Consider the following 14372-nt stretch of genomic DNA (forward strand, 5'->3'; position numbering starts at 1 on the left):
GTGATCAAATGAGTTATCGCAATCTGCCGTCAGAGAGCCGTTTGTTGCAGACACGTCGTCACTTTTTCGGCCGCTCGGCGACCGGCGTTGGGATGGCCGCATTGGCGTCGATGCTCGGTAAGGAATCGATGGCGGCGCCGTCGTCGGCACCTGAGGATGTGAGCACGATCCCTGCGCCCAATGGTTTGTTGCAGGAATACCATCATCCGCCGAAGGCGAAGCGGGTGATCTATCTGTTTCAAAGTGGAGCGCCATCGCAGCAAGAATTGTTTGACCACAAACCTGCATTGGCTGCCAACGAGGGCAAAGAGCTTCGTGACTTCGTTGACATGAACCAACGTGTCACGGGGATGACGGCTGGGCAAAGCAAATTTCCGTTGGCGGGATCGCGATGGAAGTTCGATCGTTTCGGTGAAGCCGGAATTGAGATGTGTGGAGAGTTGATTCCGAATATGGCGTCGCTGGCCGATGACATGTGTCTGATTCGTTCGATGCACACTGAGGCGATCAACCATGACCCCGCAATCACGTTCTTTCAAACCGGACACCAGCTCGCGGGGCGACCGAGCATCGGATCTTGGACGCACTATGGTCTCGGTTCGATGAACGAAAATCTGCCTTGTTTCATCTCGATGGTCTCGCGAGGCACAGGGCGACCAAATTGCCAACCGCTCTATGACCGATTGTGGGGTAGCGGTTTTCTGCCGTCGACGTATTCGGGCGTCAAGTTGATGAGTGTTGGGGACCCGGTGTTGTATCTCAGCAACCCTGACGGGTTTGACGCGACCGCTCGCCGTCGGATGCTCGATGATCTTGCGAGAATGAACGAGGACAAGCTCGATGAATTCGGTGATCCTGAAATCCACACCCGGATCCAGCAATACGAACTCGCGTATCGGATGCAGACGTCGGTTCCGGAATTGACCGATTTCTCCGATGAGCCTCAGCACGTTCTCGATAGCTATGGCCCGGATGTGCTCAAACGGGGCACGTATGCGTACAACTGTCTGCTCGCCCGCCGGCTCGCAGAACGCGACGTGCGATTCATTCAATTGTTCCACATGGGATGGGACCAGCACTTTACGATGCCGCGTCAGTTGCCAGGCCAATGTCGTGATACGGATCAAGCCAGCACGGCATTGGTGAATGACCTCAAACAACGCGGGTTGCTAGATGACACGTTGGTGGTTTGGGGCGGTGAATTTGGGCGTACTTCGTATTGTCAGGGCACGCTCAACGCGGAAACCTACGGCCGCGATCACCATCCACGTTGCTTCTCGCTATGGATGGCGGGTGCCGGTGTGAAGCCCGGCATGACGTATGGGGCCACCGACGAGGTTTGCTACAATATCACCGAAAACCCCGTCCACGTTCACGATCTGCACGCCACGATGATGCACTTGATGGGGATCGATCATGAGCGATTGACGTTCCGATATCAGGGACGTTATTTCCGTCTGACGGATGTTCATGGTCATGTCGTGCATGACATACTGACCTGATTCTCGCACGTATTTCGTGCGGGGATATTTGGCTGCCATCCCTCCCCCTCTCCCCCCCGCATGATTGAAATGTTGAATCCGTTTTTGTGTCGTCCCGTCATTGCGGGGCTGATTTCCGTTGCATTAGTCTCCACGTTTATCAGCGAGAGTACGGCCGAGGAATGGTTGTTCCCGAATTCGGGGTTTGAGGCCGGAACACTCGACGGATGGACCGCAGAAGGAGACGCGTTCACGCTCCAGCCCACTCGAGGAGATAATCCGAACGCACGTGGACGTGAATCGAGTTTTCACGAAGGCGATTTCTGGATCGGTACTTACGAACGGCATGACGGGAAGTCGGGCAAACCTGGTGCCGTTCGCGGCGATGTGGCGGTCGGCACACTCACATCACCAGTCTTCACGATCACGAAGCCTTGGATCAGTTTTAAAGTCGGCGGGGGGTATCATCCCGGGCAATGTGGTGTTGGGTTGCTGGTCGACGGGGAACTGATTGAGTTGTCATCGGGCGTCGATTCGGAGTCCATGGTGAGCGTCAGTTCGGACGTGACAGAGCACGTTGGTAAGCCCGCGAGGATTGTTATCTATGACAACGTAACGGGCGGTTGGGGCCATATCAACGCGGATCATTTCACCGCGACGGATCAAGCGGTCATTGATGAACGAAGTAAGTTTGCGTTTGTAGACGGGATTTCAGCGGAGGCGTATCCCGGTACCGCCTACGATCAACAGCGGCGACCGCAATTTCATTTCACCTCAAAGCAGAACTGGCTTAACGACCCCAATGGAATGATCTTCGACGGCGAGAAGTATCATCTTTTCTTTCAGCACAATCCGAAGGGAACGAATTGGGGAAACATGACTTGGGGACACGCAACGAGTCCAGACATGTTGCGTTGGACGCAAGTGGAGCATGCCCTGTTGCCTTATTCGATCGACGGACGCCCAGGGACGATTTATTCCGGCACCGCAGTCGTCGACCACAACAACAGTCTCGGAAAGCAGGTTGGTGATACCAAAACTCTGGTAGCGTTCTACACGTTTGCAACGAAGCCGAAGTTTTACCAAGCGATGGCGTACAGCAACGATTTGGGTGATACATGGACCTATTGGAATGAGGGTCGTGCTGTCGTTGAGAATCAGGGCTTCGACCATGGTGAACGTGACCCCAAAGTCTTCTGGCATGCACCGAGTAATCAGTGGGTGATGGTGTTGTGGGTGCAGCAGAACCCGGGACGTGTTCGTTTCTTTACGTCGAAGAATTTGACCGATTGGGAGTTCGCCTCGGATCTGCTTCGCGATTGGGCCTTCGAATGCATGGACGTCGTTTTTCTTCCCGTCGATGGTGACAAAGATAACGTTAAGTGTTTGATCTATGACGCGAGTTTTGACTATGAAATCGGCGAATTCGATGGCGAAAAGTTTGTCAGCGAAACCGGCCCACTTGTTACCGGGGGTGGCAATTTCTACGCCGCTCAAACGTTTTACAATCAACCGCAACACCGGGCCATTCAAATGGGGTGGATGCGGGGTGGCCCCAATGCCGCCGATGTCTACGACGTGCCGTTTAATCAGCAGATGTCGTTTCCGAGTGAACTGAAAATCCGGTCCACGCCCGACGGTTTGCGCGTGGCGTGCTCGCCAATTCGTGAGATCGATTCGCTGGTCAAAGACACATACGAAGTCGGCGAAGTCGAATTGGTCGAAGGAGCGAATTTGCTCTCCAATGTCGATCCGCTGGATTTGGTTGACATGACCATTGAGTTCGAACCCGGTACCGCCAAGCAGGTCGTCTTTGATCTGCCATCCGTGCGGGTGACGTACGATAGTGAGACTGCGAGTGCGACGTATGGCGGTCGGGAGAAGGACGGCAATCGTGTCAAGCACGAACTCATGCCGGATCTGAAATCGAGGGACGGAATGGTGCGTTTGCGTTTCCTTGTTGATCGCATGACTTTGGAAGCGTACCGGCTCGACGGTGCTGATTTTCGAGCGGTCTACACGTTGCCTAACCCGGTGAGCGAATCGCAATCGATCCACTCGGTAGGCGGAACCGCCAACATCAAATCGTTGACGATCCGGCGGTTGGGATCGATTTGGGAATAGATTGCGGGCGTCGTTCACCAATCGTGCATAGGGCGAGGGAACGAGATCGGACGTCCGTCGTTTTCGCGTCACTGGAATTCACTTGACTGGAATTCACGTCACCGGAATTCACGTCACTGAATCTGAGAAAGTGATCTTGCGTGGCGTTGTTGGGATTGGCTAGTCGAGTGTGACGCGTGGTTAGCTGATTTTTTGGAATATGTGTTGCGCGATAGCGATCCAGGATGGATCTCACGCTATCGCGAATCGCTTCATCACCGGATGATGAACATCAGCGACCACTCAAAGGCAAGGAAGCCGACGTGGTTAAGTGGTTATGGTCGATCATATGGGGAACGAAACGCACCCGGCGTAGCAGTCGGAAGAGTGCGTCGTGGTCGCTGTTTCGTTGGTTCACTCCTGGACTGACGATTACTGGCGTGCTCGCGGCAATCATGGCTGCGATCACGGGGCAAGTGAATTTGCCGTCGCTTGATTCGATGCGTGGTACCGAGCCTCCTGTATACGATGATCCGATTGCCTCCTCGGTCGCCACTTCTTCGCCGCTGCAACCGACCGGATTTTCGTCGCCTCGCGGAAATCCAGAGAGCGTCGCGTCGAGAAAAATCTCGCCCGTTGGGCTGCGTCCCACATCGTCGGTAAACGCGGCGGGGAAGTCACAAACGGCGATTCGTGTTGCGACGTTTAACATCAAAGTTTTTGGCGAGAAAAAGTCGAGCGACGCGGAAGTCATGCAGCGGTTGGCTGCCGTCTTTATGCAGTTCGATGTTGTCGCGGTTCAGGAAATTCGAGGAGATCCCGACGTTCCGATTAACCGTTTGCTCGCCGAGATCACACGTCAGGGTGGTCGATACCGGGCCGTGCATGGTCCGCCGATTGGACGTACATCGCAGACGGAGTGTTACGGTTTCGTTTGGGATCAAGATCGCATTGATCTCGTTCCTCAGTCAGACTACATGATCGATGACAGCGCCGATCGCATGCACCGTGAACCAATGGTGGCGAGTTTTCAAACACGCGTCGCGCCGGTTGATTCGCGGTCGCCGTTTCGTTTTACGATGATTAACGTCCACACCGATCCCGATTTGGTTCGCGGGGATACGGGCGACAACGAACTCAATGTGCTCGACGACGTCTTTCAGAGTGTTCGCAACTTTGAGTACGAAACCAATGGGGAAGAAGACTTCCTGTTGGTCGGCGATTTGAACGTGGACGTGGGGAAGCTCGCTGAACTGGGCCAAATTCCGGGTGTGGTTTCACTCGTTGGAGACGTGCCCACCAATACTCTGAAATCGAAGACCTACGATCACATCTTGATCGATTCGCGTGTGACGACGGAGTATCTCCGGCGGTCCGGTGTGTTGGATCTCGAGAGTTGGTTTGGGATCGATCAAGCCGGAGCGTTGAAGCTGAGTGATCACTTGCCGGTTTGGGCCGAGTTCAGTGTGTATGAATCGCCTCGGCAATTTTAAGCAGGTTGTCGATCGCGACGGGCTACTGCGGCAACGGCAACCGCAGACCGTCATAGGCAAGGTACACGTTATCGGGCAGTTGCGGTTCGACGATTCCGTGATCCAAGTCATGGCAGATGTGCGTTAGATAGGCTGCCCGTGGTTGGACCTCGTTGATCACCTCGAGGGCTTCCTCGACGTTGAAATGCGTCGGGTGCGATTTGAATCGCAACGCGTCGATTACCAAGGTATCGACGCCTCGCAATCGCTCGATGGAGTCTGCGGGAATGTGGTTGGTGTCGGTACAGTATGCGAATCCGCCGATTCGGAACCCGAGGACGTTAAAGTGTGGCCCGTGTTGCATGGGGATTGGCGTGACTTCAACACCGAGCACCTCGAACGAATCATGTGTGATCTGTTCGAAGCTCAGTTGGGGTGCTGATCCGGGGTGAGTCGGTACGCGGTCACTGAACGCGTAGTCGTAGACCATGCGAATGCGAGCTTCGACGTGATGTTCGCAGTAGAGCGGCACCGCATGCCCCAGCCGAAAAGGGAACAAGCGTAGGTCGTCGAGTCCGTAAAGGTGGTCGACGTGTTCGTGCGTGAACAGCACCGCGTGGACGAGAGGGATCTTTTCGCGGAGCAACTGCGTTCGAAGATCCGGAGGCGTGTCGACTAATAGATTGCCTTCGGGCAACCGGACGACAATCGCGCATCGGGTGCGGTTGTTGCGAGGGTCATCGCTGGTGCAGACGGCGCATTCGCATCCCAAGGAGGGGACGCCGACGCTCGTTCCCGTTCCCAGGAAAATGACCTCGGAGCCGGGCGGCGTGTTGGCGGACGGTGTCGATTCGGTGCGATTGGATGGACGAGTCATAGCGATCAATCGTACCGGGCACTGTCCGATTCGACCACGCCGGGTCTGATAACGCGTTTAGACCAGCAATTTGCGGTAGAGCTGGGCGGTGGATCGTGCCATTGCTACATCGCTAAAGCACTCGGTGTGGCGCGTGGCGGCGGCTTCCGCCATCGTTTCCCAGTCGTACCGACCGGTCACGAGGGCTTCGATTTGGTCAGCGAGCGATTTGGGATCACGGGGCTCGGCCAATAGCCCTTCGACTCCGTGACGTACCGCTTCGGGGGTGCCTTCCACGCTCGTCGCGATTACGGGGACCGCAGCCGCCATGGCTTCAAGGACGACCATCGGCAAGCCTTCACCGAAGAGACTCGGCAAGACCATCGCGTCGAGTCGAGAGAGTTCCTCAGGGACGTTGTTGGTGAAGCCGAGCCATTCGATGTGAGGGCCGAGTTGTAGTTCGCTGATTTGGCGATCGATCTTGTTCCGGTACGCTTCGGTCTCAAACGGACCGATGCAACGAAGCTTGACTTTATTGCCGCGGTGGAGCAGGAGCGAGAGTGCTTCGAGAACGACTTCCAGGCCTTTTCGATTGCGCATCAATGCGATCATGCCGATTACCCATGTCTCACCGATCACGGGCCGGTCGGTTCGATCGGGGCGGATCGCGGGCACGCCGTTATGGACGACGGTGACGCGGTTGGGTGAGTGGCCGGTACGAATCAGCTCCTCACGCAGGCTGTTGGAGACACAAGCAACGTGTGAGCAGTTGGCGAGTGAACGTTGTTCGATCCACGAATTGATGCGGTTGCTGATCATCCGTTCGCAGTCTCGCGAAGCGGGGCTGTGGACGTGGTAAACCCACGGCACGCCCGTAAGGCGAGACGCCGCTGAGGCCAGCATCGCGGTGCGTGGTGTGTGTGCGTGCAGCAATTGGTAATTTTCGCTGCGGACGATTTCGGCGAGACGTTTGGATTGGAACAGGTCCCATCGGCCACGCATTTTGACCCGGTATCCCCTGCCCCAATTTTCCCCAACGGGGAGATCGCATCGCTCGTCGAGCATGTCGGCAAAGCGACCGGGTTTGACGCATGCGAAATCGGCTTTCACACCTTCAAAAGGCAGGCAGCGACCGAGATGCGACTGCACGCGTTCGGCACCTGAAAAATGTTCGCCATTGACGACATGCAAAACCCGTACTGTTTGACGAGGTTGTTCGTTTGCGGCGCTGAGTGCGTTGGCGTCGTCGACGGTCGGACGGACCAGCATCCGGACGGTTGTTGGGCAGGACTCATCGACCGGCGAAAGGGGAGTCGGTGCGGACGTAAAATCGCTCGGAAGGATCGGATTCATTTTTCGGTATCCAACTTGGGACGCGACCACATTGATGGTCCCGTACGCTGAAACGGGCTGCAGGGCTTCTGCTGGAAGCGTTGGTCATCCTGGATTGCCGAGTGCGGAAACTCACCTCTGCTCAAAGCGAAGATGGGAATCGATATCCGATCGTGGCGGTTGTAACGACGACACCGGGAGAGATGCTGTTAAGATACGCTCGCTTTCAATAAATCGGTCCCACGGATGGTGAATCGCGGTCGAGCCCGTCCGATCGATGTTCTGTCGTTTGTTACTGCTTTCACATCCTGTTGCACCAATCTTTTTCCACATGAATCCTCGTTCGGAAACATTCGCTGCGTCCTCGAACCGCCCTCGGTGGACGTGGGCAGTGATTGTTTTCTTGGTCGCGTTTACGTTGCGGTGGCCGTCGTGCGGCGAGAGTTTTTGGGTGGACGAGTTGCACACGGCATGGTGCGCGTTTGCGGATCTTTCCGGTGTGGGGCGACGCGCGGTCATCGGCAATCAACAGGGTGGGTATTTTTATGCCATGTACGCCTGGCGTCACCTGATGTCGGTCGGCGTGACGGAGGTTTATGGGGTGGAAGCCGCGATGCGTTCGACGAGTGTTTTGTTGACTGCGTTCTCGGCGGCAGGGTTGGTCTGGGGCGTGTCGCGTGTCAGCGGTAGCTTGATCGGTGGCGTGGCTGCGGGGCTCGCTCTGGCTCTCGAAAGCAACGCGATTTTCTTTGGTACCGAATTGCGTCCGTACGCCGCGGTTGTGTTTTTGTCCACGATTGTTCTCGGCCTTATGGCGAGCGTCATGGAAGAGAATCGAGAGCGAGTGGCTGATTGTGACGATGCATCTCGTTCAAGAATCGGTTGGTTGGGTGCGTTGAAGCGAATCATGGTGCATGGGTTGGTGATGGTCGCCGCGGCGGTTCATGTAACGTCGTTGACGGTTCTCGCGGTGCTGCTTTTGATTTTCGCGGTGATCGATTGGTGGAAGAATCGAGAGGATTCGAGTGCCAAATGGTCCGTGCTCATGATCAATGGAGCGGCGGGTGCGCTGTGGGTGTTGGTCGCAGTGGGATGGCTGCGCGAGCACGAGTCGCTCTGGCAAACGCGAAATGCGTGGACGTCGTTTGCGAATGCTCAGTCTTGGGGGCAACTTTGGCGAATGTGGCCGTGGGCTTCCTTGGTGATTTTGCCGCTCGTGGCAACGGGGCTTCAGCGACTGCGTGGTCGAGCGGTCGCGAGTTTGCGTTGCGATACCGTGGCCTCAAGGTTGATCGTGATTGCCGTATTAAGCGTGTTGATCGCGACGATCGCGTGTTTCGTATTGTCGTTGTGGGGAAGCATCGCGTTGTGGCATCGTCGCTATTTGGTTGCTTCGCTGCCGTTGCTGTGCGCGGCAATGGGGCTCGCGATCGGTTCCATGACGCGGTGGCAAAGGAAGACCACTGCGTTAGGCGTGAACGCGAACGCAGGTTTTGCGAGCATTGTCGCTGCGGGGTGTTTGCTGTTGATGGTCTATCAGCAGGGCACACTTGCGAGGTTGAGTCGCGGAGAGGTGCGATTGGCGCAGCGTGGCGAAGATTGGAAGTCCGCGGTCGAGTTCGCTGGGCGATCAGTATTGCCAGGCGATTCGGTATGGGTCGACGCGGGGTTGATCGAGCAGAACAGCCAGCCCACGATTGTCGATAATCCCGAGTTGGAAGAGTACCTGCGATATGTGACCGGGGGCCCTTACGCGCTCGGTGACCAAGTGCAGGCGATTGGTGTCGGGGATGGCGCGATCGAGGCATGGTTGATGCCGAGTGCCGAGAGGCCGAATGTCGATCCGGAGTCTGATATCGATGCAGGATCGAATCGACAGCCAGCCGCGTTGATTACCCGGCAAAGCTCAGCTCGGAGAGAGTCCCTGCCTCTCGGTGTTGAGAGGCATCGGTTTGGACGAGTGACGGTATTAGTCCGTACGCGGTGAGTTGCGAAACGCCTTCGATTAGTGAGAGAGGAAGGCGGCGTTCGCTGGCGTGACGTTGCCTTAGAGGCGACGTACTCGGATGTTTCGGTAGGAAACTTCGTCGCTATGATCTTGCAAACAGATGTGGCCGTTGGTTGCTTTGCCGAAGCCTTCCCATGAGCCGAACTTACTCTTCGCGACTCGAGCGTTCCAGTCATCGCTGCCTTTCACGAATTCGCTGTAAAGCACTCCGTTGAGTTCGATCTGGCACTTTTCGGGAGTGATCATGACACGGAGGTGGTTCCATTGGCCAGCCGGTTTCGCGGCATCGGTTTCAGCAGGGTAAAGCTGATAGAGCCAACCGCATTTTTGAGGGTCGTGACCGCCGACGTGATCCTGAATCTGAATCTCAGGGCCGGTAAAGTACGGCGGTTGGTCGGTTTCCAGGACATGGAACATGACGCCGCTGTTGGCAGCGGGGGTGACTTTGAAATCGAGTTCGAGTTCGAAGGCGTCAAACTTCTCACGAGTGATCAGGTTTTCGTTGCGTGCTTTGTCGCCCTGCTCTTTGCTCGAGATGCATGTCAACGCTCCATCTGCAACACGCCATCCCGTGGTCACGTCGTCGTGTTTGTATTCTCTCCAGGCGTCGAGGGAATTACCGTCAAAGAGTGTGATCCACGATGGTGAATCGGTAGCGGTTTCTTGAGCCTGTGAAGGCGAGCACAGTTGGGTCGAGCCAACGAGTGCGAAGGCGTACAGCAAATGCAGCAAAGATGATGGGCGTGGAGGGAACAGCATCGCGGATTCTCGTGAGGTAGGAAATGGGGCGGGAAATCTATTTAGCATTGGTCAGTGTAGTGACCCGCTCGTGTAAAGCAAATGCGATTGCCAATCGGTTGCGGTCGACACGCACGCTGTCGCTAAGTGCAGGTATTGTGGCTCTGTGTAGATGTCGCTAAACCCGCAAAGGTTACGCGTTCGGTCGGGCATTTCCTGAAAAACATGCGAGCTAGGGACGTGTTGGATTATGCGTAGAGCTGATACAGCATCAGGTAAACGAGCACGCCTGTTACCGAAACGTACATCCAAACCGGGAAGGCGAACCGAACCCATTTTTTGTGCGCGACGATGCGACCGTTCTTGGCGAGAAAGATGGCTCGCATGGCGAGAAACGGGACCGCAATCGCCAGCAAAATGTGCGGGATCAGGATTGAGAAATAGGTGATCCGTGCCGCTTGCGGGGCATCGCTGGGGAACGACCGGTTCCACTGGCCCGTTGATTGAAACAACGCCAATTTATGAAACAGATAGAATCCCAAGAACACGATGCTGAACAGGAAGGCGTTGAGCATCAACTTCTTGTGTTTCTTTGCTCGTCCGTTCTTGATGTTCCAGAGCCCCATCGCCAGTAAAACGGTAGCGGTGACGTTCAGTGCCGCGTTGAGGTGTGGTAGGTAGTTGGCGAGCGCGTCCCACATGGCTGATTTCCGCTGGGGTTTGAGAAAACGCCAATCGTAGCGGAATCTGGTAGAGGTTTCGATCCGGCACCTAGCCGCGAGATGTCGCTCCAACGGAGTGTTTTTCGCGATGTGGTGGGGTCGCGAGGGCGCGCTGCGGCTACTCGCGGGCGATGGTGCTCAGGCGTCGCTAGCCTTCGAGCATTTCGGCGATGCGTTCTTGCAGTTTCGCGAACTGTTTCTTCTCCGGCCAGTTGTAGAAGCCTTCCACTTTGCCCTCGGAGTCGACCAGGACGAAGCGTTCGGTGTGAAATTGTTTGCTGACGGGTTGGCGGAAAATTTCAGCACCGATCCGTCTGATGTAGGTCAGGTCGCCGGTAAGGAACAGCCATTGGTTTTCATCGGCGCCGAATCTTGTCGAGTATTCTTGCAGTACTTCGGGTGTGTCGGTTTCGGGGTCGACTGAGATCGCGACGAACTTCACGCCCTGGTCTTTGAATTGTTCTTGGAGTTCTTGGATTTTCTGATTTTGCTGCACACAGATGCTGGGGCACGTGCTGAAGAAAAAGCTGACGACGTAGGGAGCGCCCTTGAGATCTTCGCTGCTGACTTTCTCGCCACTGCGTTCGATGAGCTCGAAGCGGCTGAGCCACTCTTCGTCTTCGGGCGGCTTGGTGGGAGAATCGTTTTCGATGTCTTCGGGTTTAAGCGACGCGTTGTCCGCGATCGCGTTGTCGTTGGTGTAGACGGTTTCGCCGGGGGCCGGACCTGCGGTCGATTTGGCTCGGAACTGGCGGACGGTCAATCCCGCGACAAATCCGGCCGCGAGGATAAGGATGACGTTGAGTGTGGTTTTCATGATTGGTTTGTTTTCGTTGCGCGGGTTTGTGCGCCCGCAGGGAATGGCAACTTTCTATACCATCGTATCCGCGCGTCGACTGCCTCGCATCAAATACCAGGCGACCGCGACAGTGAGTCCCGTCGCGATGAGTGTGACGTTCCAGCACAACAGAGGGCTCGGTGCGAAACCGCCCGCGGACAGGTCCAGGTTTGGGTTGATCAAGCGTCGTAGTTCCACCATGGAATAGCTGAGCGGATTCGCTTGCATGACGCCCGCGAGTGCCCAGTTTGCCCAGTTGCCGTCGGGGCCGGGGCCGCTCAGGCTCCATGCGGGGATCGGGAAGAAAGTTCCGGCGAGTAGCCACATCGGCATCAGGCCTAGCATCATGATCGCGTGGAAGCCCTGGGTGCTCTCCATGGGCCAGGCGACGATCATTCCGAGTGCACACATTGCGATGGCGATCACGGCGAGCAGGAGCACCAGCATGGGAAACGTTGTCGATAGCGTGGGTAGCGTTGCCGATCCGGTGATGGCGCCGACGATGTACACTAGCCCAAGAAACAGTAACGCCTGCACCCATGCGATCGCGCCGCCTCCGAGGACCTTGCCCAGCAGGACCGGGAATCGTCCGACCGGAGAGACCAGTACGGATTGCATGAAGCCTTCTCGTCGATCTTCGATGACGGAAATCGTGGCGAAAATTGCCGTGAACAGCACGATCAAGGCGACCGTGCCGGGCAGGAAGAACTGCATGAAGTTCTCGCCGCCCGAGGACGCGAACGAGCCGCTCAGTCCGGTCCCGAAAAGCAGCCAGAAGAGCAGCGGCTGAAGCACGGCGGCGGTGACGCGATTTCGTTGTCGGAAAAAGCGTGTCCATTCACGCCGGGCCAGCATCCATGCGGCGTTGAGTCGGGATGAAAGAGGCAGTTCGTTCATGATGAAAGGTCGGCGGAGTCGCTCGGTTTTGGTGTTCGCGATGATAGCGGCGTCGTTATTGAAAACATTATGTCGACCGCGCGGAAGTGTAAATGGACTTGGCCGGGATCCGTCGATGGTTCACTAACGCGAGGTGAGGTTGAGCGTTGATGGTGGTTGGAGGCTTGGCGGGGGGGGCGCGGTGATTTCGCCAACAAAAAACCCCCTCGAAGATTTCGAGAGGGTTTTTCGTTTGGATGTTATTGGGTCAAGTTCACGGCTGAGGTTTAGCCGCGAGACTTTGCTCAATACATGTCGTGGTCGCCACCGTGTCCGGCTTTACCGGCGGGCTTTGGCTTCTCGGCGATCAACGCGTCGCTGGTCAGCAACAGGGTTGCGACGCTGGCTGCGTTTCCGAGTGCGGTGCGGGTCACCTTGGTCGGGTCGATGACGCCAGCCTTGACGAGGTCTTCGTAGACGTCGGTGAGGGCGTTGTAGCCTTCGTTGCCCTTCATGGCGAGAACTTTCTCGCACACGATGCCGCCGTCTTGGCCAGCGTTTTCGCTGATCATGTGCAACGGTGCACGGCATGAACGCAGGACGATGTTGTAACCAATCAGTTGGTCGTGGGTCAGCGTGTCGGCAGGTTTTACCTTGCCCGAAGCACGCAACAGAGCGACGCCACCACCAGGAAGGATGCCTTCTTCGACGGCTGCGCGGGTTGCGTGCAGTGCGTCTTCGACACGAGCCTTCTTCTCTTTCATTTCGCTCTCGGTCGCCGCACCAACGTTCACCTTAGCGACACCGCCGGCGAGTTTCGCCAGACGCTCTTCGAGTTTCTCGCGATCGTAATCGCTGCTGCAGTTCTCGATTTCGCGGCGGATTTGGGCGATCCGAGCTTGGATGTCGGCGGTCTTGCCGGCACCTTCGATGATCGTGGTGTTGTCCTTGTCGATGATGACCTTCTTGGCACGACCGAGTTGTGGCAGGTCGACGCTGTCGAGCTTGACACCGAGAGCTTCGAAGATGGCTTGGCCACCGGTGAGGATTGCGATGTCTTCCATCATGGCCTTGCGGCGATCGCCGTAGCCAGGAGCCTTCACCGCGGCAACGGTGAACGTGCCACGGAGGCGGTTGATGACGAGGGTCGCGAGTGCTTCGCCGTCGACGTCTTCGGCGATGATCAACAATGGCTTGCCTTGTTGCACGACTTTCTCGAGCATCGGCACCATGTCTTTGATGTTGCTGATCTTCTTCTCGTAGACGAGCACGTAAGCGTCTTCGAGGACGACTTCCATGCTGGTCGGGTCGGTGACGAAGTAAGGCGACAGGTAGCCGCGATCGAACTGCATCCCTTCAACCCATTCTTGTTCGGTTTGAAGACTCTTGCCTTCGTCGACGGTGATCACGCCGTCTTTGCCGACTTTGCTCATCGCGTCGGCGAGCAGGTTGCCGATTTCGCGGTCGTTGTTGCTGGCGATGGTGGCAACGTTTGCCATTGCTTCTTGGTCTTTCACCTTGACTGCCATCGAGTGCAGTTGGGTGGTGATGTCGGCAACAGCGGTTTCGATTCCGGACTTCATTTGGATCGGGTTGACGCCGGCGACAACCGCCTTGAGGCCTTCGTTGAAGATCGCTTCGGCCATCACGGTTGCGGTGGTCGTTCCGTCACCGGCAACGTCGCTGGTTTTCGAGGCGACTTCGCGGACCATTCGAGCGCCCATGTTCTCATAGACGTCTTCCAGGTCGATTTCCTTCGCAACGGTCACGCCGTCTTTGGTGACGGTCGGGCTACCGAAGCTCTTTTGCAAAATGACGTTGCGGCCCTTCGGGCCGAGCGTGACTTTGACGGCACGAGCGAGTTTGCCAACACCGCGGCGGATCGCTTCGCGGGCTTCTTGATCGAATGCAATGATTTTAGGCATGGTGAACTAAAAGTGTGGAAA

Annotated in this window: 11 protein-coding genes; 4 read left to right on the forward strand and 7 right to left on the reverse strand. The window is 56.5% G+C overall.

The genetic code is table 11. The features are described 5' to 3' along the window. Window positions 1-8: 8 nt before the first annotated feature. From FHS27_RS00835 to FHS27_RS00845, 3 genes are all read left to right on the forward strand, one after another. On the forward strand, window positions 9-1502 hold the full coding sequence (locus FHS27_RS00835; RefSeq protein WP_184300439.1) for a DUF1501 domain-containing protein: 1494 nt from the start codon (window positions 9-11) through the stop codon (window positions 1500-1502). A 60-nt stretch (window positions 1503-1562) separates the two neighbouring features. After that, window positions 1563-3605, forward strand: coding sequence for a glycoside hydrolase family 32 protein (locus FHS27_RS00840; RefSeq protein WP_184300442.1), 2043 nt, complete (start codon window positions 1563-1565; stop codon window positions 3603-3605). A gap of 224 nt (window positions 3606-3829) precedes the next feature. Next, window positions 3830-5077 carry an endonuclease/exonuclease/phosphatase family protein gene (locus FHS27_RS00845; RefSeq protein ID WP_184300444.1) on the forward strand — a complete coding sequence of 416 codons (1248 nt, stop codon included), beginning with the start codon at window positions 3830-3832 and terminating at the stop codon, window positions 5075-5077. A gap of 22 nt (window positions 5078-5099) precedes the next feature. On the opposite strand, the gene FHS27_RS00850 is transcribed toward FHS27_RS00845, so the two are convergent. Further along, complete coding sequence (locus FHS27_RS00850; protein ID WP_184300446.1) at window positions 5100-5933, reverse strand: MBL fold metallo-hydrolase; 834 nt, start codon at window positions 5931-5933, stop codon at window positions 5100-5102. 57 nt (window positions 5934-5990) lie between these two features. Next, window positions 5991-7265, reverse strand: coding sequence for a glycosyltransferase family 4 protein (locus FHS27_RS00855; RefSeq protein ID WP_184300448.1), 1275 nt, complete (start codon window positions 7263-7265; stop codon window positions 5991-5993). Window positions 7266-7575: 310 nt separating this feature from the next. On the opposite strand from FHS27_RS00855, the gene FHS27_RS00860 reads away from it, so the two are divergent. Beyond that, window positions 7576-9231, forward strand: a complete 1656-nt coding sequence (locus FHS27_RS00860; RefSeq protein ID WP_246418961.1) for a hypothetical protein — start codon at window positions 7576-7578, stop codon at window positions 9229-9231. A gap of 60 nt (window positions 9232-9291) precedes the next feature. Here FHS27_RS00860 and FHS27_RS00865 read toward each other — a convergent pair whose 3' ends face one another. The 5 genes from FHS27_RS00865 to groL all read right to left on the reverse strand — a co-directional run bounded on the left by FHS27_RS00865 (window position 9292) and on the right by groL (window position 14351). Further along, window positions 9292-10011, reverse strand: a complete 720-nt coding sequence (locus tag FHS27_RS00865) for a 3-keto-disaccharide hydrolase (RefSeq protein WP_246418962.1) — start codon at window positions 10009-10011, stop codon at window positions 9292-9294. A gap of 227 nt (window positions 10012-10238) precedes the next feature. Next, the gene (locus tag FHS27_RS00870; protein ID WP_184300452.1) at window positions 10239-10691 is read right to left on the reverse strand and encodes a DUF420 domain-containing protein; all 453 of its coding nucleotides are present in this window, start codon (window positions 10689-10691) and stop codon (window positions 10239-10241) included. Window positions 10692-10860: 169 nt separating this feature from the next. Continuing rightward, the gene (locus FHS27_RS00875; protein WP_184300454.1) at window positions 10861-11529 is read right to left on the reverse strand and encodes an SCO family protein; all 669 of its coding nucleotides are present in this window, start codon (window positions 11527-11529) and stop codon (window positions 10861-10863) included. A 54-nt stretch (window positions 11530-11583) separates the two neighbouring features. Then, window positions 11584-12447 carry an ABC transporter permease gene (locus tag FHS27_RS00880; protein ID WP_009101468.1) on the reverse strand — a complete coding sequence of 288 codons (864 nt, stop codon included), beginning with the start codon at window positions 12445-12447 and terminating at the stop codon, window positions 11584-11586. A gap of 284 nt (window positions 12448-12731) precedes the next feature. Further along, window positions 12732-14351, reverse strand: coding sequence for a chaperonin GroEL (groL, locus tag FHS27_RS00885; protein ID WP_184300456.1), 1620 nt, complete (start codon window positions 14349-14351; stop codon window positions 12732-12734). Window positions 14352-14372 lie beyond the last annotated feature (21 nt).

The organism is Aporhodopirellula rubra, from assembly GCF_014192335.1.
Lineage (GTDB): Bacteria > Planctomycetota > Planctomycetia > Pirellulales > Pirellulaceae > Rhodopirellula > Rhodopirellula rubra.

Coding starts and splice junctions, on each gene's coding strand:
- FHS27_RS00835 (WP_184300439.1), top strand. CDS start 9: ATGAGTTATCGCAATCTGCCGTCAGAGAGCCGTTTGTTGCAGACACGT.
- FHS27_RS00840 (WP_184300442.1), top strand. CDS start 1,563: ATGATTGAAATGTTGAATCCGTTTTTGTGTCGTCCCGTCATTGCGGGG.
- FHS27_RS00845 (WP_184300444.1), top strand. CDS start 3,830: ATGGATCTCACGCTATCGCGAATCGCTTCATCACCGGATGATGAACAT.
- FHS27_RS00850 (WP_184300446.1), bottom strand. CDS start 5,933: ATGACTCGTCCATCCAATCGCACCGAATCGACACCGTCCGCCAACACG.
- FHS27_RS00855 (WP_184300448.1), bottom strand. CDS start 7,265: ATGAATCCGATCCTTCCGAGCGATTTTACGTCCGCACCGACTCCCCTT.
- FHS27_RS00860 (WP_246418961.1), top strand. CDS start 7,576: ATGAATCCTCGTTCGGAAACATTCGCTGCGTCCTCGAACCGCCCTCGG.
- FHS27_RS00865 (WP_246418962.1), bottom strand. CDS start 10,011: ATGCTGTTCCCTCCACGCCCATCATCTTTGCTGCATTTGCTGTACGCC.
- FHS27_RS00870 (WP_184300452.1), bottom strand. CDS start 10,691: ATGTGGGACGCGCTCGCCAACTACCTACCACACCTCAACGCGGCACTG.
- FHS27_RS00875 (WP_184300454.1), bottom strand. CDS start 11,529: ATGAAAACCACACTCAACGTCATCCTTATCCTCGCGGCCGGATTTGTC.
- FHS27_RS00880 (WP_009101468.1), bottom strand. CDS start 12,447: ATGAACGAACTGCCTCTTTCATCCCGACTCAACGCCGCATGGATGCTG.
- groL (WP_184300456.1), bottom strand. CDS start 14,351: ATGCCTAAAATCATTGCATTCGATCAAGAAGCCCGCGAAGCGATCCGC.